Source organism: Pseudomonas sp. MWU16-30323, from assembly GCF_020515595.1.
Taxonomy (GTDB): Bacteria; Pseudomonadota; Gammaproteobacteria; order Pseudomonadales; family Pseudomonadaceae; genus Aquipseudomonas; species Aquipseudomonas yamanorum.
Genome location: NZ_JAIWYM010000029.1, coordinates 1 through 20192, shown reverse-complemented (window position 1 = coordinate 20192; position 20192 = coordinate 1). Strand labels below are relative to the sequence as shown.

At 62.4% G+C, this 20192-nt stretch carries 18 protein-coding genes; 11 read left to right on the top strand and 7 right to left on the bottom strand.

The genetic code is table 11. From position 1 onward, the window contains the following. Positions 1–27 precede the first annotated feature (27 nt). The 6 genes from LIY45_RS24915 to LIY45_RS24890 all read left to right on the top strand — a co-directional run bounded on the left by LIY45_RS24915 (position 28) and on the right by LIY45_RS24890 (position 5361). Positions 28–534 carry a GNAT family N-acetyltransferase gene (locus LIY45_RS24915; protein ID WP_226477947.1) on the top strand — a complete coding sequence of 169 codons (507 nt, stop codon included), beginning with the start codon at positions 28–30 and terminating at the stop codon, positions 532–534. An 86-nt stretch (positions 535–620) separates the two neighbouring features. Then, the gene (locus tag LIY45_RS24910; protein ID WP_017478734.1) at positions 621–1511 is read left to right on the top strand and encodes a bestrophin family ion channel; all 891 of its coding nucleotides are present in this window, start codon (positions 621–623) and stop codon (positions 1509–1511) included. Positions 1512–1638: 127 nt separating this feature from the next. Further along, the gene (gene proP, locus LIY45_RS24905; protein WP_017478733.1) at positions 1639–3141 is read left to right on the top strand and encodes a glycine betaine/L-proline transporter ProP; all 1503 of its coding nucleotides are present in this window, start codon (positions 1639–1641) and stop codon (positions 3139–3141) included. Positions 3142–3264: 123 nt separating this feature from the next. Then, a complete protein-coding gene (locus LIY45_RS24900) occupies positions 3265–3693 on the top strand; it encodes a DUF2231 domain-containing protein (protein ID WP_226477946.1) in 429 nt (142 codons plus the stop codon). After that, complete coding sequence (locus tag LIY45_RS24895) at positions 3690–4982, top strand: sorbosone dehydrogenase family protein (protein ID WP_226477945.1); 1293 nt, start codon at positions 3690–3692, stop codon at positions 4980–4982. The genes LIY45_RS24900 and LIY45_RS24895 overlap by 4 nt, the downstream gene beginning before the upstream one ends. An 82-nt stretch (positions 4983–5064) precedes the next feature. Further along, positions 5065–5361 carry a DUF3144 domain-containing protein gene (locus LIY45_RS24890; protein WP_003207921.1) on the top strand — a complete coding sequence of 99 codons (297 nt, stop codon included), beginning with the start codon at positions 5065–5067 and terminating at the stop codon, positions 5359–5361. 23 nt (positions 5362–5384) lie between these two features. Here the strand turns inward: LIY45_RS24890 and LIY45_RS24885 are convergent, their stop codons facing one another. Next, a complete protein-coding gene (locus tag LIY45_RS24885; protein WP_226477944.1) occupies positions 5385–6608 on the bottom strand; it encodes an MFS transporter in 1224 nt (407 codons plus the stop codon). Between the two features lie 125 nt (positions 6609–6733). Between LIY45_RS24885 and LIY45_RS24880 the strand changes: the two genes are divergently transcribed. Next, a complete protein-coding gene (locus tag LIY45_RS24880) occupies positions 6734–7438 on the top strand; it encodes a TetR/AcrR family transcriptional regulator (protein WP_226477943.1) in 705 nt (234 codons plus the stop codon). On the opposite strand, the gene LIY45_RS24875 is transcribed toward LIY45_RS24880, so the two are convergent. After that, positions 7341–8264 carry a LysR family transcriptional regulator gene (locus LIY45_RS24875; RefSeq protein WP_226477942.1) on the bottom strand — a complete coding sequence of 308 codons (924 nt, stop codon included), beginning with the start codon at positions 8262–8264 and terminating at the stop codon, positions 7341–7343. The genes LIY45_RS24880 and LIY45_RS24875 overlap by 98 nt on opposite strands. A 51-nt stretch (positions 8265–8315) precedes the next feature. Continuing rightward, positions 8316–9212, bottom strand: a complete 897-nt coding sequence (locus tag LIY45_RS24870; protein ID WP_226477941.1) for a LysR family transcriptional regulator — start codon at positions 9210–9212, stop codon at positions 8316–8318. Between the two features lie 116 nt (positions 9213–9328). Here LIY45_RS24870 and LIY45_RS24865 point away from each other — a divergent pair, with 116 nt between their 5' ends. The 3 genes from LIY45_RS24865 to LIY45_RS24855 all read left to right on the top strand — a co-directional run bounded on the left by LIY45_RS24865 (position 9329) and on the right by LIY45_RS24855 (position 12601). Beyond that, positions 9329–9994 (top strand): RraA family protein, encoded by a 666-nt coding sequence (locus LIY45_RS24865; protein ID WP_226477940.1) that lies wholly within the window; start codon positions 9329–9331, stop codon positions 9992–9994. 11 nt (positions 9995–10005) lie between these two features. Beyond that, complete coding sequence (locus LIY45_RS24860; RefSeq protein WP_226477939.1) at positions 10006–11214, top strand: pyridoxal phosphate-dependent aminotransferase; 1209 nt, start codon at positions 10006–10008, stop codon at positions 11212–11214. Positions 11215–11305: 91 nt separating this feature from the next. Then, the gene (locus LIY45_RS24855) at positions 11306–12601 is read left to right on the top strand and encodes a cation:dicarboxylase symporter family transporter (RefSeq protein ID WP_226477938.1); all 1296 of its coding nucleotides are present in this window, start codon (positions 11306–11308) and stop codon (positions 12599–12601) included. Positions 12602–12702: 101 nt separating this feature from the next. On the opposite strand, the gene yghU is transcribed toward LIY45_RS24855, so the two are convergent. From yghU to LIY45_RS24835, 4 genes are all read right to left on the bottom strand, one after another. Further along, positions 12703–13536 carry a glutathione-dependent disulfide-bond oxidoreductase gene (gene yghU, locus LIY45_RS24850; RefSeq protein ID WP_017478722.1) on the bottom strand — a complete coding sequence of 278 codons (834 nt, stop codon included), beginning with the start codon at positions 13534–13536 and terminating at the stop codon, positions 12703–12705. A 133-nt stretch (positions 13537–13669) separates the two neighbouring features. Next, the gene (locus LIY45_RS24845; RefSeq protein WP_226477937.1) at positions 13670–15097 is read right to left on the bottom strand and encodes an efflux transporter outer membrane subunit; all 1428 of its coding nucleotides are present in this window, start codon (positions 15095–15097) and stop codon (positions 13670–13672) included. Then, on the bottom strand, positions 15090–16271 hold the full coding sequence (locus LIY45_RS24840; protein WP_226477936.1) for an efflux RND transporter periplasmic adaptor subunit: 1182 nt from the start codon (positions 16269–16271) through the stop codon (positions 15090–15092). Before LIY45_RS24840 ends, LIY45_RS24845 begins: the two co-directional genes overlap by 8 nt. 1 nt (position 16272) lies before the next feature. Then, positions 16273–19461 (bottom strand): efflux RND transporter permease subunit, encoded by a 3189-nt coding sequence (locus LIY45_RS24835; RefSeq protein ID WP_226477935.1) that lies wholly within the window; start codon positions 19459–19461, stop codon positions 16273–16275. Positions 19462–19770: 309 nt separating this feature from the next. Between LIY45_RS24835 and LIY45_RS24830 the strand changes: the two genes are divergently transcribed. After that, positions 19771–20157 (top strand): MarR family transcriptional regulator, encoded by a 387-nt coding sequence (locus LIY45_RS24830; RefSeq protein ID WP_226477934.1) that lies wholly within the window; start codon positions 19771–19773, stop codon positions 20155–20157. Positions 20158–20192: the final 35 nt, after the last annotated feature.

The window sequence follows — 20192 nt, the reverse complement described above, 5'->3', positions numbered from 1 at the left end:
CGCACAATTGCCAGGAAGAGGTGAGCAATGACGTCATTTCGCGTTCGCGAGCTGAGCAGTACGGACACTGAAGCATTGCTGGCCTTCGAAACCTGTAACCGTGAGTGGTTCGAGTCGCATATCGAGGCGCGCGACCCTTCGTTTTACTCAATGCAGGGTGTCGCCGAGCATATTGACGGCTACTTATCTGGCCTCGCCACCGGCGCCTGGCACCCGTTCGTGATCGAAGACGCCCGCGGCGAAATCGTCGGTCGCGCCAACCTGAAAAGCATCGATTCACCGAAGGGCTCTGCCGAAGTCGGTTACCGCGTGGGCGAGCGCTCGTGCGGGCAAGGGCTGGCAACCCTGGCGCTGAAGCATCTGATCCACGAGGCACAGGCGCGTTGGGCACTCAAGCAACTGGTGGCCTACGTGTACCCGGAGAATGTGGGCTCACAAAAAGTCCTGACCCGCTGCGGTTTCGTGCCTGAACAGCCCGCACCGGACGGCATGCCCCACAGCGAAAACCGCTTCGTCCTGTCGCTTCAGGCCTGAACACGCAGCGCCCCGGCGAACCTTTACCCGGTAAACACCGTCCGAGCTAGGGCATTGATGCTTACCGCTCGCCGCGAGGTTTCCGTTTGAAAGCTGCCATCATCAAAAAATACCGCCTGATCATCAAGACCATGGGCTATGTGGGCTGGGCGCTGTTCTGGCTGTTGCTCTGGGATATCGCCGTCACCGTGGACTTCATGCTGTTCCTCAACAGCAAGATCAACCTGCCGCTGATGCCACTGACGTTGCTCGGCTCGGCGCTGGTGGTGTTGATCAGTTTCCGCAACAGCAGCGCCTATAACCGCTGGTGGGAAGCACGCACGTTATGGGGCGCGATGGTCAACAATTCCCGCAGCTTTGCGCGGCAAGTACTGACGCTGCTGGATGACCCGGACAATGAGGTCAACCCGATAAAGTCGACCTTGCTGCGCCGTCACGTGGCGTATGTGAACTGCCTGGCGGCGCACTTGCGAGGCCAGCCTTGCCCGGAGGAAATCCGCGCATTCCTGCCCGCCGACGAATTCGCCCGCAGCACCAGTACCAATAACTTTTCCAACGACATCCTGAACGGCTCCGCAGCCCTGCTGGCCCAGGAATACAAGGCCGGGCGCCTGGACAGCATCCGCCTGGCGCGGCTGGAATCAACCCTGGTGGATTTGTCCAACAGCCAGGGCGGCATGGAGCGCATCGCCAATACGCCGCTGCCCTACCCTTACGTGTATTTCCCGCGCCTGTTCATCTCGGTGTTCTGCCTGATCGTGCCGGTGGGCCTGGTGGAATCCCTGGGCTGGTTCACCCCGCTGGCCTCCACGGTGGTGGGCTTTATGCTGCTGGCCATCGAACGCATCGGCACCGATTTGCAAAGCCCGTTTCGCGACAGCGAGCATCAGATCCAGATGGAGGCCCTCTGCGAAACCATCGAAAAAAATCTGCAATCGATGCAGCGTGATTCCCTGGGGGGAGAGCGGATCCGTTGAGACTTGCCGGGCCGCTAACAAAAAAATCCAGCCAACGGTGAATTATTCAGTGTCCGCATGTATCTGACCAAAGAGCACGTGCCATTAAAACAGTGGCAATGAAATGGACCAGGGCTGAGTAATTCCCATGAAATCACGCAAGAAAACCGTCAATCCCATTGGATTGGATGACATCACCATCGTCGACGACGCCAAGATGCGCAAGGCGATCACCGCCGCTGCGCTGGGCAACGCCATGGAATGGTTCGACTTCGGGGTGTATGGCTTTGTCGCCTATGTACTCGGCAAGGTGTTCTTCCCCGAGGCGTCCCCCAGCGTACAGATGATCGCCGCCCTGGCGACCTTCTCGGTGCCGTTCCTGATTCGCCCGCTGGGCGGCCTGTTCTTCGGCCGACTGGGGGACAAGTACGGCAGGCAAAAGGTCCTGGCAGCGACCATCGTGATCATGTCCCTGAGCACCTTCGCCATCGGGCTGATCCCCTCCTATGACTCGATCGGCATCTGGGCGCCGATCCTGTTGCTGCTGGCCAAGATGGCCCAGGGCTTCTCGGTGGGCGGTGAATACACCGGCGCGTCGATCTTCGTCGCCGAATACGCCCCCGACCGCAAGCGCGGCTTCCTCGGCAGCTGGCTGGACTTTGGCTCCATCGCCGGCTTTGTCCTCGGCGCCGGTGTCGTGGTGTTGATTTCGGCGGTGATCGGCGAAGAGGCATTCCAGTCCTGGGGCTGGCGCCTGCCGTTCTTCCTCGCGCTGCCCCTGGGCATGATCGGGCTTTACTTGCGTCACGCACTGGAAGAGACACCCGCCTTCCAACAGCATGTGGAACAACTCGAACAAGGCGATCGCGAAGGCCTGGCAGGCGGCCCGAAAGTGTCGTTCAAGGAAGTCGCCACCAAGCACTGGCGTAGCCTGATGACCTGCGTCGGCGTGGTGGTGGTGACCAACGTCACCTACTACATGCTGCTCACCTACATGCCGAGCTACCTGTCCCACAACCTGCACTACAGCGAAAACCATGGCGTGTTGATCATCATCGCGATCATGGTCGGCATGTTGTTCGTGCAACCGCTGATTGGCTTTGTCAGTGACAAGATCGGGCGTAAACCCTTCATTCTCGTCGGCAGCATTGCCCTGTTCTTCCTCGCCATTCCGGCGTTCATGCTGATCAACAGCGGCAAGCTCGGGCTGATTTTCTCCGGGCTGCTGATCATTGCGGTGGTGCTCAACTTCTTTATCGGCGTAATGGCGTCTACCCTGCCGGCGATGTTCCCTACCCACATCCGCTACAGCGCGTTGGCCAGCGCCTTCAACATCTCGATCCTGGTGGCCGGCCTCACGCCGACCGCCATGGCCTGGCTGGTGGAGACCACCAACAACCTGTACATGCCGGCCTACTACCTGATGGTGTTCGCCGTACTGGGGCTTTTCACCGCCCTGACCATGAAAGAAACCGCCAACAAACCCCTGCGCGGCGCGGCACCAGCAGCTTCGGATATCGAGGAAGCGAAGGAGCTGCTGCAGGAGCACGAAGACAATATCGAGCAGAAGATCGAAGACATCGACGCGCAAATCGCCGAGCTGGAAGCCAAGCGCGAAAACCTGGTGCAGCAGCACCCACGCATCAACTGACGCAACATATTTGGAAACGAATAGACGGTGAACTAACGCGCAAGCAGCAGGCTCCTTCCTTAAGCGCAGTCAGCGCGGCCCTGATGAGCCTCATCAGGGCCGCTCAACGATAAGGAGCCGCCCGTGACCGTCACCACCACCCTCACCTACCGCTGCACGCCTGGCCCGCTTCACGCGACCTTGCTGGCCGGTACCGTCCCGCTGTTTCTCGGCGCCCTGCTGAGTGACATTGCCTACTACCAGACCTACCAGATCCAATGGAGCAACTTCGCCGCCTGGCTGATCGCCGGTGGCCTGGTGTTCTGTGGGCTGGCGTGGCTGTTTGCGCTGGCCAACCTGCTGCGTGCCGAGCGCAAGGCCGGACGCCCCACGGTGTACTTCCTGCTGTTGCTGGTGACCTGGGCACTGGGCCTGGTCAACGCCTTTGAGCATGCGAAGGATGCCTGGGCCGTGATGCCTTCGGGCCTGGTGCTGTCTGCCATCGTGACCTTGCTGGCCTGCGTGACCACCTGGGTCGGCCTGAGCAGCCTGCGCTCGGGAGGTGCCCAATGAAGCCTTCCAGCACGCTGACCGTTTTAAGCATGGCGATGTTGTTGAGCGCCTGCGGTGGCGAAGCCGACAGCACTCAGGCTCGCGGCCCCGACCCCAAGCTGCCGGAACCCCAACGCGGCCTGTTGCCCAGCATGAAGATCGCCGAACCGGTGGCCTGGGGCGAACAGAAACCCACCGTGCCCGAGGGTTTCAGCATCACGGCCATCGCCACCGACCTGCGGATCCCGCGCCAGACCCTGGTGCTGCCCAACGGCGACATTCTCGTCGCCGAAGGCCGGGGCGGCAGCGCGGCGAAGCTCAAGCCCAAGGACGTGATCGCCAGCGTGATCAAGGCCGAGGGCAACACCAAGGTCAAGGGCGGCAATCGCCTGACCCTGCTGCGCGATGCCGACGGTGACGGCACCTACGAGTTGAAAACCGTGTTCGCCGACAACCTCAACGCGCCCTACGGTTTGGCGTTCGCCGACGGCAAGCTGTACGTGGCGAACCAGGATGCGCTGGTGCGCTTCGACTACCAAGACGGCCAGACCAAGGCCGGTGGCCCGCCTACCACCGTCACCGAGCTGCCCGCCGCGATCAATCATCACTGGACCAAATCCCTGGCGATCAGCCCCGACGGCCGCTCGCTGTATGTGGGCATTGGGTCCAACAGCAACATCACCGAACGCGGCATGGAGGTCGAGATCGACCGGGCGATGGTCTGGCAGATCGACGCCGCCACCGGTGCCCACAAGCCTTATGCAACCGGCTTGCGCAACCCGACGGCATTGACCATTCAACCGGGCTCAGGGCAGGTGTGGGCGGTGGTCAACGAGCGGGATGAACTGGGGCCGGACCTGGTGCCGGATTACCTGACCTCGGTGCGCGAAGGCGAGTTCTACGGCTGGCCCTACAGCTATTGGGGCCAGAACGTCGACACCCGCGCCCAACCGCAGAACCCGGCCAAGGTCGCCGCCGCGATCAAGCCGGATTACAGCCTGGGTTCCCACGTCGCCGCGCTGGGCGTCGATTTTTCCATTCCGGCCATGGGCGAGAAATATGCCGACGGCGTCTTCGTCGGCGAGCACGGCAGTTGGAACCGGGACAATCCGGTGGGCTACAAGGTGATCTTCGTGCCGTTCAGCAATGGCCGGCCTGCCGGTGAGCCGCTGGACTTCGCCACGGGTTTCCGTGGAGACGATGGCAAGACTCGCGGGCGGCCGGTGGGGGTCACGGTTGACCCGAAGGGTGCGCTGATCATTGCCGATGACCTGGCCAACACGGTGTGGCGGGTGACGCGCAATAAATAAGGCCTGAAGCGGCCAACGTGGTTGCCTTCCCGGGGAGCGCGGCGGTACCTTCGCCGCACTCACGAACAGGAAGGTAACCGCAATGCCAGACACCACCGACAACGGCTTCTATGATCGCGCGGACGCGCACATCGAGCTGTCCAACGAGCAGTTCAGGGCGTTCGCCGACCTGGGCAAAGTCAGCGCCTCGATGATGTTCGGCACCACACGCTTCAATGCCTGGGTCAGCGCACGCAGCTTCAAATCCGGCGAAGAGATGGCCCAGGCGCGTGAGGCGATGCTGAAGTATTTCTGTGATCAGTACCGGATGATGCTTGAGGATAATCTTGATGATCACATCAATAATTTCAGCAAGTACATGCTCGTTAAAGGCAGCTGAACAGACCGGTTGCCGCTCCCCGTTCAGTGGACGGCAACCGCTGGCTTGCCGTGGGCCCGGGGCCCCGGCTTGAAGCCATGGAGTCGCGCGCACCACACAATCGCGAAGCCCACCGCCAGCAACACCAACATTGCCCAGGGGAAAGAAGCCACGCCCCAGGTATCCAGCAACACCCCACCCACCACGCCGCTCCCGGCAATCGCGCTGTTCCAGGCCACCACATTCAGCGACAACGCAACATCCGCCCCATCCCCGGCAGCATCCGCCAATGCCGTTTGCAGCAACGTCGCAGCGCCGCCGAAACTCAAGCCCCACACCGCCACGCCGAGGTAAATAACGCCCGGCACTTGCGCCAGAAAACCAAACGCCAAACACGTCGCCGCAAAGCCCGCCAGGCTGACCAGCACCGTCTTGCGCAACGCCACCTCCACCCACCGGGCGGTAACCCAAATCCCGAGCAGCGCCGCGATACCAAACACCAATAACACCAGATCCACCCGGTCCACCAAGCCCGCCGGGGCCACGAAGGGTGCGATGTAGGTATAGAGAATGTTGTGGGCGAGCATCCATGAGATCACCACCGCCAGCACCGGCCGTACGCCCGGCGTGGTCAGCACCTTGCGCAACGGCATGCGCTGATGGGCCGCCTGGCCGGGATAATCCGGCACTTTCACCAGCACCCAGACAATCAGCACCAGGGTCAGTGCCGACATGATCCCGAACGTGGTGCGCCAGCCCACCAGCCCACCCAGCCAGGTGCCCAGCGGTACGCCGAGTGACAGGGCAATCGGCGTTCCTACCATGGCCAGCGCCAACGCCTTGCCCTGCTGATGTGGCTCTACCATGCGCCGCGCATAGCCGGCCAACAAACTCCAGGCCAGCCCCGCCGCCATCCCGGCAAGGAACCGCGCCAGCAGTGTCAGCCCGTAGTGGGACGACAGCGCCGTGATGGAATTGAACAGCAGAAAACCGACGATGGTCAGCAGCAGCACATTGCGTCTACGCCAACCGCGAGTCGCGATGGTCAGCGGGATCACCGCCAGCACCGAACCCAGCGCATACGCGGTGACCATCTGCCCGGCCATGGACGCTGAAATTCCCAGGCCGTCGCTGATCAGCGGCAACAGGCCCGCCGGCAGGGTTTCAGTGACGATGCAGATAAAACCGGTCATGGCCAGGGCGAGCAAAGCGCCGATGGGCAAGCGGTCGGGAACGGCATCTGCCGATAAGGTGGTTGAGGGGGTCACAGGGAAACTCCTTGAACAAGAGGACTTAAATACCGATCGATATAAATGTTGGGCGCACCAACCAGCGTTGTCAACGACTTATGTATCGACTAGTATTTATCTCATCACCCCGAGAGGATTCCCCCATGGCGCAGATGGGCCGCCCCCGCACTTTCGACCGCGACCAGGCCGTGGAACAGGCCATGCACCTGTTCTGGCAGCACGGTTATGACGCCACGTCCCTGAGCCAGTTGAAAGCCGGATTGGGCGGCGGCATCTCCGCGCCGAGTTTCTACGCCGCTTTCGGCTCCAAGGACGCGCTGTTCCAGGAATGCGTGCAGCGTTATCTGGCGACGTTCGCCCAAGTCACCGAATGCCTGTGGGATGACAGCCTGCCACCGCGCCAGGCCATCGAGACCGCTCTGCGCCAATCGGCGCGCATGCAGTGTGAAGAGGGGCATCCCAAAGGCTGCATGGTAGCCCTGGGCGTGATGAGCGCGCCCTCCCCCGAGAACGCACAAGTCACCCATGGGCTGACTCAGTCGCGGGAGCGTACAAGAGCAGGCATCGTGCATTGCGTCGAGCGTGGCATCTGCGCAGGCCAGTTACCCGCCGAGACCAACGCCCGTGCCATGGCTACGGTCTACGACAGTTTCCTGCAAGGCGTGTCGATCCTGGCCCGGGATGGCGTCGACGCTGACGCCATCGACACGGCCATCGGCCAACTGATGCTGACCTGGGATTTATCCGCCGCTACAGCGCCGCCCATTCGGCGCGATGCTCCAGCAGAAAATCCACAAACGCCCGCACCCGATGGGGTACGAAGCGGCCGTGGGGATACAGCAAGGTAAACGGCCGCGAACGGCCGCCGTACGGCTGCAACACCTCCACCAGGCTGCCGTTGGCCAATTCCTCCTCGACGATGAACTTGTAGGTCTGGAACAACCCGGCGCCATGCTTGGCCAGGGTCACGCCACCCAGCACATCGTCAGAGCAGCTGTAGCCTGCTTCCCCGGCAAACTCTCGCTCCTTGCCGTCCACCTGGAACAACCAGGAAATGCGCCGCCCATTGCTCGGCAATTCGTACTGGATGCACTCATGGGCCGGCAAATCCTCCAGGGTCTGGGGTGTGCCGGCACGCTTCAGGTACGCCGGCGTCGCGACTACCACCAGCTTGGCGTCTTCCAGCAACCGCGCAATCAGCGTCGAGTCCGGCTGGGCCCGCACGCGGATGGCCAGGTCATAACCTTCGGCGACGAAATCGATGTTGCGGTTGCTGATGTGGATATCCACGGTGACTTGCGGGTACAGCGCACGAAATTTCGGCAGCAGCGGCAGGATCCGGTGATGGCCGTAGGTGGTCGGGATACTGATGCGCAACAGCCCGGACGGCACCGATTGCGCGCCCATCATTTTCTGCTGGGCTTCCACCAGTTGCGTGAGGGCCTGGCGGCATTGCTCGAAAAATGTCCGGCCGCCATCGGTCAGGCGGATGCTGCGGGTGGTGCGCACAAACAGCCGGGAGCCCAGGCGCTCTTCCAGCCGCGAGATGCTGCGGCTCACCGCCGCCGGGGTCACGCCTGCCACCTGGGCGGCGGCGGTAAAGCTGCTGGCCTCGGCGGCCAGGCAGAACAGCTCGATGCTGCCCAGCTGCAAATCTTCGAAATGGCGTTTCATGATGGATTACACCGGGTAGGTCTTTAAGGACTCATGCACTGCTTCGAAAAACTAAAACAACAACCGCGAAAAATCACAACACTGCACCGCCAGCTGCGCCACGTTCTGGTTCAAGCCAAACTGCCGATCACCCCGATGCAACGCCACATACCCAACCTTGGGCAGCGCCGGTTCCGTCTCCAATGCGCGTAATTCTCCGCGCTCGATCAAATGCGACAAGCACGCCTTGGGCAAGTAACTCACCCCCACCCCCGACAACGCGAGCCCGACCTGCACCAGCAAGTTGTGGCTGGTCAGCTTACGCGGCATCTGCACAGCATGCGCCGCCAGCCAGCGCTCATAAATCAGCCCCGTCCCGGAGTGCGAACCCTGGGTCAGTACCGTATACCCGGCCAACACCTCCAGCCCCACTGGATCAGGCTCGCTGACCAACCCCGGTGCGCACATCCAGGCGTTTTCCACACTGCCCAACGGTGTACTCAGAAAGCGCGAATCACTGTAGGCATCGGGCACGATCACCAGGTCAAGTTCATCACTCTCCAGCTTGCGAAACAGCTCGCTGCTCAACTCCACCGACGGCTCGATCTGCACCTTGGGATAGGCCTCGCGCAACGCCTCCACCAGCGCCGGCAACCAGGTGAAGGCCGTCAGCTCCGTCACCCCCAAACGAAACCTGCGCACCAGCACTTCACGGGTGCTGACCCGCTCCAGCATGTAGTCACGACGCTCCAGCAGGTCCTTGGCGTAGTCGAGCAACTCGGCGCCTTTTTCGGTCAGCCGGGCATTGCGTTTGCTGCGGTCGAAAATCTCCACATCGAAGGTTTCTTCCAACTCCTGGATGCGCTTGGAAATCGCCGACTGCGACATGTTCAGCTTGTTCGCCGCGGCCTCGAAACTGCCCAACTCGGCAATCCAGTACAATGCGTCGATTTGCTTGAACGTGATCATCGGCTACCACACATGAAAAAAAGCGATCCTATCAGATAATAAAATATCGCTAAAACTGTATGTTCATCGCTCCTAAGATCTAGCCACTGGCCCATAAGATCAATCGGAGATACGCCATGTCCTTGCCCGGTTCCCGCATCCTGCCCAACCCTCCCCTGGCTTCTGCGCAAGTGCTTGAAGCGTTTGCCCACGTGGTCACCCCGCACATCAGCGACAACCTCGGCCGGCACATCGGTGCCCGTGGGCTGAACCGCTACAACCGCACCGGCAAGCTGGTGGGCACCGCGCTCACGGTGAAAACCCGCCCCGGCGACAACCTGCTGATCTACAAGGCCTTGAGCATGCTGGAGCCGGGCCACGTGCTGGTGGTGGACGCCCAGGGAGACACCCACAACGCGGTGATCGGCGAACTGGTCAAGCTCTACGCCCAGCAACGCGGCTGCGTGGGGTTTGTGATTGACGGGGCGATTCGCGATGTCGCGAGCTTCGAGGACACCCCTTGCTACGCCCGCAGCGTAGTGCATTGCGGCCCCTACAAGACCGGCCCGGGCGAGGTGAATGTGCCGGTGTCCATCGGCGGCATGCTGATCAACCCGGGGGATGTGCTGGTGGGTGACGAAGACGGCCTGGTCGCCTTCTCCCAGGCCGACGCCCCCGAAGTACTGCGCAAGGCGGCGCAACACGCGGCCCATGAAGAGGAAGTCAAAGCCGAAATCTCCAGCGGTGCGCTGCGCCAGAGCTGGATCGACAAGGTGCTGCAACAGGCCGGCCTGGCGGGCTGAAGGGGATCATGATGAGTACTGCCTTTCTGTCCGATCGGGTGCTGGGCATCGCGCCCTCCCCGAGCATCGCCGCCAATGCACTGGTCAGCGAACTGCGCGCCCAGGGCCGGGACATCGTCAACTTCACCGTCGGCGAGCCGGACTTCGATACGCCCGCGCATATCCTCGAAGCAGCCAGCGTCGCGATGCACAGTGGCGACACGCACTACACCGCCACCAATGGCACCCTCGCCCTGCGCCAGGCGATCTGCCTCAAACTCAAGCGTGATAACCAGCTGGACTATGGGCTGGACGAAGTGATTGCCGGCTGCGGTGGCAAGCACATCATCTATCACGCCCTGGCGGCGACCCTGAATCGCGGTGACGAAGTCATCGTGCACACGCCGTATTGGGTGTCGTACCCGGACATCGCACGGCTGAACGACGCGACGCCGGTGATCATTCCCGGCGATGAGTCACTGGGGTTCAAGCTGTCACCGCAAGCCCTGGAACAGGCGATCACCCCGCGCAGCAAATGGGTGATCCTCAACAGCCCGAACAACCCCAGCGGCGCGGTGTATAACGAAGCCGAGCTGTTGGCCCTGGCCGAGGTGCTGCGGCGTCATCCCCATGTGCTGATCATGGCCGACGAGATCTATGAACACTTCGTCTACGACGATGCCCGCCACGTTTCCCTGACCCGACTCGCACCGGACCTGAAGCCGCGCACGCTGATCGTCAACGGCGCGTCCAAGGGCTACGCCATGACCGGCTGGCGCCTGGGTTTCGGTGCAGGCCCGGCCTGGCTGATCGCGGCCATTGCCAAGTTGCTTTCGCAAACCACCACCTGCCCCAGTTCCCTCAGCCAGGCTGGCGCAGTTGCCGCCTTCGCCGGCGACCAGGCGCCCATCGCCGGGATGCGCGAGGTGTACCAACAACGCCGCGAACACATGCTGAGCCTGCTCGAAGAGGTTCCCGGCGTGAGCTTCACCCCGCCGGATGGCGCGTTCTACGTGTTCGCCAACGTCGCCGGGCTGATGGGCAAGACCACCGAGCACGGCGAGCGGATCGACAGCGACACACAACTGGCCGAGCACCTGCTGCGGGAATACGGCCTGGCCACCGTGAGTGGTGCGGCGTACGGCATGTCGCCGTATATCCGGCTGTCGTTCGCCAGCTCCCTTGAAGTGATTGAAGAAGGTTGCCGTCGCCTGAATGAAGCGTGCCATCGATTGCGCTGACGGATTCTCGCCCCACCCGGCGGCCAGGGATGGCCGCTCATTGACTGCCTAGAACAACACTCATAATCATTGATAAAAATGAGGCATTCCCATGCACAAGCCCCGCATCGCGCTGGTCTGGCAAATCCTGATCGGCCTGCTCGCCGGCATCGCCGTCGGTGCCCTGCTGCACCGTTTTCCCGAATCCCGGCCGTGGCTGGTGGACAACCTGCTGCAACCGGCGGGCGATATCTTTATCAAGCTGATGAAGATGATCGTCGTGCCCATCGTGTTTGCCTGCATGGTGGTGGGCATCGCCGGGCACGGTGACGGTAAATCGTTAGGACGCATCGGGGCCAAGTCCCTGGGCTATTTCTTCTGCATCACCACCCTGGCGATCATCGTCGGGCTGGTGATGGGCAACCTGCTCCAGCCGGGCGCCGGCACCGAACTGGCCAGCCTGAAAGCCAGTGCCGTGACCTTGCCCACCAGCAGCGCCAGCGGCGGCCACAGCCTGGGGCAGATCATTGTCGGGATCATTCCAGACAACGTGATCAACGCCATGGCCCAGGGCAGCCTGCTGTCGGTACTGTTCTTCGCGGTGATGTTTGGCCTCGGGGTTTCGCGCTTGCCCGCCGAGCGCAAGGCCCCGGTGATTGCCCTGCTGCGCGGGGTGTCGGAGGCAATGTTCAAGGTCACGTCGATGATCATGGCCTACTCGCCCATCGGCGTGTTCGGGATGATCGCGGTGACCGTGGCCAACTTCGGCTTCAGTTCGCTGCTGCCGTTGGCCAAGTTGATCATGGTCAGCTACGTGTCGATTGCGTTCTTCGTGCTGGTGGTGCTCAACCTGGTGGCGCGGCTGTGCGGGATCAACCTGTTTGCGTTGATGCGGCATATCAAGGACGAGCTGATCCTGGCGTTCTCCACCGCCAGCTCGGCGGCGGTGATGCCGCAACTGATGAAGAAGCTCGAAACCTACGGCGTACCGCCTTCGCTGGTGAGCTTTGTGGTGCCGGTGGGGTACTCGTTCAACCTGGACGGAGCGTCGCTGTTTTTGGGGATCGGCACGCTGTTCGTGGCGCAGTTGTATGGCATCGACCTGAGCCTGGGCGACCAGGCACTGCTGGTGGTGACCATGGTGCTGACGTCCAAGGGCGCGGCCGGGGTGCCGGGGTTCATGTTCGTGATCTTGTCGGCGACCCTGGCGAGTGCGGGCTTGCCGTTGGAGGGCATCGCCTTTATCGCCGGGGTGTATCGCCTGATGGAAATGCCGACCACCGCGTTGAACGTGCTGGGCAATGCCCTGGCACCGCTGGTGATTGCCAAGTGGGAGCGCCGTGAAGGCACCGCAGAAACCTGTGGCGAGGGAGCTTGCTCCCGCTGGGCCGCGAAGCGGCCCCAATAAGCATCCCGCATTCTTTCAGGTAGAGCGTGGCGCAGGTGTTGGGGCTGCTGCGCAGCCCAGCGGGAGCAAGCTCCCTCGCCACAAGGGGCGGGTGTGGTGGGTCAGTCGAGGTCCGACGCCTCATGCCGCTCGCGCAGTTGCTCTGAAGGATCGCCCGACACGCGGTTGACCCGGCGCCCTCGCTGCACCGCCGGCCGCGCTTCGATGGCGTTGGCCCAGCGCACGACGTGCTTGTAATCCTGCACCGAGAGAAACTCCCCCGCCTCATACAAGCGGCCTTTCACCAGGCCGCCATACCACGGCCAGATCGCCATGTCGGCGATGGTGTAGTCGTCGCCGGCGATGTATTCGTGCTCGGCCAGTTGCTTGTCCAGCACGTCCAGCTGGCGCTTGGTTTCCATGGCGAAACGGTCGATGGCGTATTCGATCTTGGTCGGCGCGTAGGCATAGAAATGCCCAAAACCACCGCCCAAATACGGCGCGCTGCCCATCTGCCAGAACAACCACGACAGGCACTCGGCACGGGCTGCCGGCTCGGTGGGCAGGAACGCGCCGAACTTCTCGGCCAGGTACTGCAGGATCGCTCCTGACTCGAACACCCGAATCGGCTTGGGCCCGCTGCGGTCCAGCAGCGCGGGAATCTTCGAGTTCGGGTTCACGCCGACGAAGCCACTGCCGAACTGGTCGCCGTCACCGATCTTGATCAACCACGCATCGTATTCCGCACCCTGGTGACCCAGGGCCAGCAGCTCTTCCAGCAGGATCGTGACCTTCTGGCCATTGGGCGTTGCCAACGAATACAGCTGCAACGGATGACGACCGACCGGCAATTCCTTGTCGTGGGTCGCGCCGGCGATGGGCCGGTTGATGCTGGCGAAGGTGCCGCCGTTTTGGGTTTTCCAGGTCCAGACTTTTGGCGGTACGTAATCAGTCATGCCACTACTCCTTGGATTCAATGTTCACAACAACTAACGGTAGGAGCGAGCTTGCTCGCGAAAAACTCGAGAGCGCCGTGTGCTTTCAGGATGCCCGCGTTATCGTTGACGACCTTCGCGAGCAAGCTCGCTCCTACAGGTTCTTTTGCGCCAGTTGGGCGATATTCCAGCCGCCACCCAAGGCCTTGATCAGCCCTACGTTGGCGCTTAACTGTTGAGTCTGTAGATCGAGCACAGTTCGCCGTGCCTGCAACGACGCTACCTGCGCCGTCACCACATCCAGGTACGCCGCGCCGCCCTGGCGATAGCGCGCCAGGGACAAGTCCTCGGCGTACTGCGCGGCAGCGGCGGCATCGCGCTGATCCACCAGCGCGGCGTCGAGCCCGGAGAGGATCGACAGGTTGTTCTCCACCTGCTCGAACGCGGTCAACACTACACCACGATACTTGGCCGCGGCTTCATCGGTTGCCGCCTTGGCACTGTCGACGCCGGCCTGGCGCGCGCCGCCGTCAAAGATTGTCCCCACCAGCGACGGGCCAATGGCCCAGAAGATGTTGGGCGCGCTCAACAAGTGCGCGAACTCATCGCTCTGGAAACCGCCTTGGGCACTCAGGGTGAGGGCCGGGAACCACGCGGCTTTCGCGACGCCTATGCGTGCATTGGCCGAGGCAATCCGGCGCTCGGCAGCGGCAATGTCCGGCCGGCGCTGCAACAGCGTAGACGGTACACCTGTCGGCACGCCGGGCAAGGCGATATCCGCGACGCTGGGGGCAATCGCGTAGGTCGATGCGGACTCACCCAGCATCGCCGCTATCGAGTGTTCGAGCACTGCACGCTGCACCAAATTCTGGCTCAGTTGCGACTTGACCGTCGACAGTTGGGTACGCGCCCGCGCCACGTCCAGGCCGGAAACGATACCGCCACCGTGCAAGCCTTCGGTCAGGCTCAGGGCCTTGGCGTAGGCGTCGCTGGTTTCCTGTAGCAGTTGGTCTTGCCGGTCGATGCCACGCAGGCGGATATAGCTGTCGGCCAACTCTGCCTGCAAACTCAGGCGCACCGAAGCCAGGTCAGCCTTGGCGGCCTGGGCGTCGCTGGTGCCGGCGGCAACGGTATCGCGCACGCGGCCCCAGAGGTCGACTTCATAGTCCAGCTCTACCCCCACGGTCCCGGAATCGTAGACATTCGGCGGGCTGGCCGAGCGCAGTGGCCGGGTGTCCGACTGGCGAATGCGCTGGGCATTGCCCGACCCGATGAGCTTCGGAAACAGCCCGGATTGGGCCTGGGCCAAAAACGCCTGGGCCTGGGAATAGTGAGCCAATGCCGCGCTCAAGTCCGGGTTGTTTTGCAGCAACTGCTGCTCCATGGCGTCCAGTTGCGGGTCCTTGTAGATGTGCCACCAACCGTCGCGACTCGCTTGGTCGTTCGGTGTGCCGACGGTCCACGGGCCCTGGGTATGGAACTGCGTGGCCACGGGTACCTCCGGCACGTCCAGCGGCGGCGCCAGGTGGCAGGCGCCCAGGCCCAGGGTCGCGATCAATACCAGGCAAGTACGCTTAGCCATGGGGTTTGGCCTCTACGGGGTTGGCGGCCAGTTGCACCGAATCGTCGTCGGCCAGGCCGTCGGGCGGGGTGTCGATCACTCGGTCAGTGGCGACGAGACCACTGCCGATTTCCACGCTGTCACCAAAGTCCCGGGCGATGGTCACGGTCTTGAAGTGCACATGATTATTCGCGTCGAGAGTGGCCACGCGCATGCCCTTGTCATCGAACACCAGGGCGCTGGCAGGCAGGCGCAGCACGTCGGTCTGCACTGGCAAGGTGAACTGCACGCTGGTGTAGCCGCCCGGCAACAGGCGGCTGCCGGGGTTGTCCACCAGCAGTTGCACCAGGGTGCTGCCGGACGCGGCATTGACCGCATCGGCGGTGGCGATCACCTTGGCGGTGAAGGCTTCGCCACGATATTCCGGCACGCTCAGACGGGCCACGGTGCCAACCTTGATCTGCGGCGCCGACGACTGCGGCACCTGCACGTAAACCCGCAGGCGGCTGACATCGGAGACTGCGAACAGCTCTTTGCCGGTGGCGCCACCGGCACTGATCAAGGCCCCCACATCGGTGGAACGCGCGGTGACCACGCCGGCGAACGGCGCGGTCAACCGCTGGAAGCCCTTGGTGGCAATCAACTGGTCGACGTTGGCCTTGGCCGCGACCACTTTGGCCTGCTTGGCGGTGAGGTCGCCGGTGCGCTCATCCACGTCCTGGCGCGACACCGAATCCGAGGCCAGCATCGCCTGCCAGCGCTTGGCGGTGGTCTGTGCCAGCGACTCGTCGGCCTGGGCCGAAGCCAGTACAGCCTTGGCTTGCAGCAGTTGTTGATCAAGCTCCGGCGTGTCGATTTCAGCCAGCAGTTGCCCGGCCTTTACGTGGTCGCCGATGTCGACGTTCCAGGTCTTGAGGTAGCCGTTGACCCGGGCAAAGATCGACGCCCGCGAATACGCCTCTAGGCGCCCCGGCAAATTCAGGATCGGCCCTTGGGGCTGCACGCTCGGGGTGATCAGGATCACGCTGGGCAAGGCCTGGGCGTCGGTCCAGGTTTTCAGGTCGCGGGATTCGCTGGCGCGCACGCCGATACCGAACACCACCACGGCGACCAGCACCACCAGCCCCAGCACGAGCCAGAGCAGGCCACGGGATTTACGGCGGGGTGAACCTGGATTGGAAACGGAAGTGGACATGTCAAACCCCTTGAGTGGCGGTGGTCGCAAGCGTGGCGTGCTGACGCCGCCCGTGCACAAGACTGAAAATCAGCGGAACCAGGAACAGCGTGGCAATGGTGGCGAAGGCCAACCCGCCGATGACCGCACGGCCCAGCGGGGCGTTCTGTTCGCCGCCCTCCCCCAGGCTCAGGGCCATCGGCGCCATGCCGATGATCATCGAAATCGCGGTCATCAATACCGGGCGCAGACGCGTAAAGCCGGCTTCAAGCGCCGCCTGCACCGCATCCCCGTGCACCGCCAGGCGTTCGCGGCAGAAGCTCACCACGAGGATGGCGTTGGCGGTGGCCACGCCCATGCACATGATCGCCCCGGTCAGCGCCGGCACCGACAGCGGCGTATGGGTGATAAACAGCATCCACACAATGCCCGCGAGCGCCGCCGGCAAGGCGGTGATGATCACGAACGGGTCAACCCAGGACTGGAAGTTGACCACGATCAACAGGTAGATCAGCACCACGGCGCCGAGCAGGCCAAACAGCAAGCCACTGAAGGCTGCATTCATGGTTTGCACCTGGCCCTGCAACAGCACCTTGGAACCTGTGGGCACCTCGCTGGCGTGGGCGGCGAGGATTTTCTGGATGTCGGCGGCGACGGCGCCGAGGTCACGGCCCTGGATCGCGGTCAACACCTCCACCACCGGCTGGATATCCGATTGGGTCACCACTGAGTTGCTGTGGCTGCGGTCGATGGAAGCCAGGCCGCCGAGGGTCTGGTCCGCGGCCGCACCGGCACTGCCGCTCAACGGCAGGTTATGCAACGCGGCCAGGGTGTCGAGGCCGTATTGCGGGGTTTGCATCACAATCGGGTAGGACACGCCGTTGGCCGGGTTGAGCCAGAACGTCGGCGCCACCTGGCTGGAACCGGCGAGGTTAACCACCAGGCTGTTGGTCACGTCACGCTCGTTCAGGCCCACCAGTTGGGCTTGAGTGCGGTCCACGTTGATATTGAAGGTTGGCAGTTGCCGCGACTGCTGGATACGCGCATCCACCACCCCCGGCACCCGCCGGATTTCCCGCAGCAACGTGCTGGCATAGGTGAAGTTGGCTGGCAGGTTATTGCCGCTGACTTGCACATCCACCGGCGCGGAAGAACCGAAGTTGAGGATCTGCCCGACGATGTCCGACGCCGGGAACGAGAACACCGCACTCGGGAATTCGCGAGGCAGTCGTTCCCGCAGTTCGCGCATGTATTCGGCGGTGGGACGATGGCCCTCTTTCAGGCTGATCTGGATATCGCTGTCCTGGGAGCCCACGGTGCCGGTGTTGTTATAGGCCACGTTGATCCCGCTGATGGCCAGACCGATGTTATCGACAATAGCCGCCAGCTCCTGGGGCTCAATCACTTTATGAAGGGTGTTTTCGATCTGCGACACCAGCCGCGCATTGCTTTCGACCCGTGTACCAATCGGTGCACGCACATGCAGCAGGATCTGCCCGGAGTCGACCTCGGGGAAGAAGTTGCGACCCAGAAATGGCACCAGCGCAAACGACACGGCGACAAATGCCAGCAGCGCGATCACCACGATACGGCGGTGATGCAAGGCACTCTCCAGTGCCCCGTGGTAAACCCCGCGAAACGCCTCGAACTGGCGCTCGAACCCACGCTGGAATTTCACCAGCGGGTTGCTTGATGGCGCGACCACCGGCGTGCCGTCGGCATGATGTTCGTGAGGCTTGAGCAGGTAATTGGCGAGGGTCGGCACCAGGGTTCGCGAGAGGATGAACGAGGCGATCATCGCGAAGATCACCGCTTCCGCCATCGGCACAAACAGGAAGCGCGCCACCCCTTCCAGGAAAAACATCGGCACGAACACGATGCAGATACACAGCAGGGACACGAAGGCGGGCGTGACGATCTGCGCCGCACCGTCGAGGATCGCCGTCTCCACCGGCTTGCCCTGCTCCAGGTGCCAGTTGATGTTCTCGATGGTCACCGTGGCATCGTCCACCAGGATCCCCACGGCCAATGCCAGGCCGCCGAGGGTCATGATGTTGAGGGTTTCGCCGAGCGCCGACAGCGTGGCAATCGACGACAGGATGGCCAGCGGAATCGAGGTGGCGATGATCACCGTGGAGCGCCAACTGCCGAGGAACAACAGGATCATCAGGCTGGTCAGCGCCGCTGCAATCACCCCTTCACGGGCCACGCCGCTGATGGCTGAGCGCACGAACAGCGACTGGTCGCCGATCAGGTCGATATTCAGGTTGGGCGGCAACGCGCCTTTGTTGTCGGCCAGTTTGTCCTTGATGCCGGCGATCACTCCGAGGGTCGACGCCGAACCGGTCTTGAGCACCGGCAGCAATACAGAACGGTTACCGTTGACGTGCACGATGTTGGTCTGCGGCGGGTTGCCGTCACGCACGGTGGCCACGTCACGAATCAACACGGTGGTGCCGTCGGCGGTCTTGATCGGCAGGTTTTCCAGGTCGTGGAAATCCGTCGGCGAGTTGTTTAGTTGCAGGTTGAATTCATAGCTGCCGATCTTTTGCGTGCCCACCGGGGTGATCAGGTTCTGGGTGGCCAGGGCGGTGGCAACGTCTTGCGCCGACAGCCCGCGCGCCTGCATCCGCGCCGAGTCGAGGTCGATCTGCACCTGGCGGGTCTTGCCGCCAAACGGATACGGCAGCGCCGCGCCGGGCACCGTGGTCAGCATCAGCCGCACGGTGTTGAGGCCCAGGTCGCCCAGCCTCTGTTCGCTGAGGCCTTTGCCGGACAATGCCAGTTGCACGATCGGCACCGTCGAGGCGCTGTAGTTGAGAATCAGCGGCGGCGTGGTGCCCGGTGGCAATTGACGCAGGATGGCCTGGGACACCGACGTCACTTGTGCGTTGGCCGTACTGATATTGACCCCCGGCTGGAAGTACACCTTGACGATGCCGAAGCCGTTCAACGACTCCGCCTCGATATGGCGGATGTCGTTGACCGTGGTGGTCAGCACCCGCTCGAACGGCGAGGTGATCCGGCCGGCCATCTGATCCGGTGGTAAGCCGGTGTACTGCCAGATCACGGCAATCACAGGAATGCGAATTTCGGGGAAGATGTCGGTCGGAGTACGCCAGGCCGCGAGCGGGCCCACAATCAGAATGAAAATAGCCAATACCAGGAAGGTATAGGGGCGCCGCAATGCGATGCGCACGAGGTTGAGCATAGGTGTGATCCAGACAGGAAGTTGATGACTGAAGGAGGTACCAAACAGCGCTTCCCTCCTGCCCCGCCCGTCTGTAATCCGGGCCAACTGCACTGACATCCGGTCAATATAGAGGCATATGCCACGATATAGCGTTTAGAGGCATACGCAACTAATTTGTTGCAACATGTGTCAATATTCATCTTGCCGGATTAACGTTCGGTTAACCCTTTAGCTGTAGCGAGTGATCAGCCTGTGAAATGCGCACCGCCCGTCCTCAATAGTCCCAGCACCTGTTCCAATGGAGCCGTGCGTCGTGCGTCCCGGCGGATGGCGCAAATCTATGATGAGGCGTTTTTGCCGTGTGGGCTGAAGGCCACTCAGTATTCGTTGATGAACCACATTGCCAATGGGGACGCGCCCAAAATGCGTGATTTGGCGCAGTCGTTGGTGATGGATTTGTCGGCCCTGGGGCATACGCTCAAGCCGCTGGTGCGGGATGGGTTGGTGGTGTTGCGGGTGGATGAGTTGGACCGCCGTAGCCGGAGGGTGTTGTTGACTGATGCGGGGCAGCGTAAGTACGAAGAGGCGCGGGTGGTGTCCAGGCAGATGGCGGTGCGGTTTGATGAGGTGTTTGGGGCTGAGGCGGCTTGCGAGTTGCGTAAGGCCATGGACTTTATTGCGTCTGATGAGTTTGCTCGGGCGCTGTTGGGTTAGGGGGTATATCCGTTATTTGGGTAACGGCTGCCTAT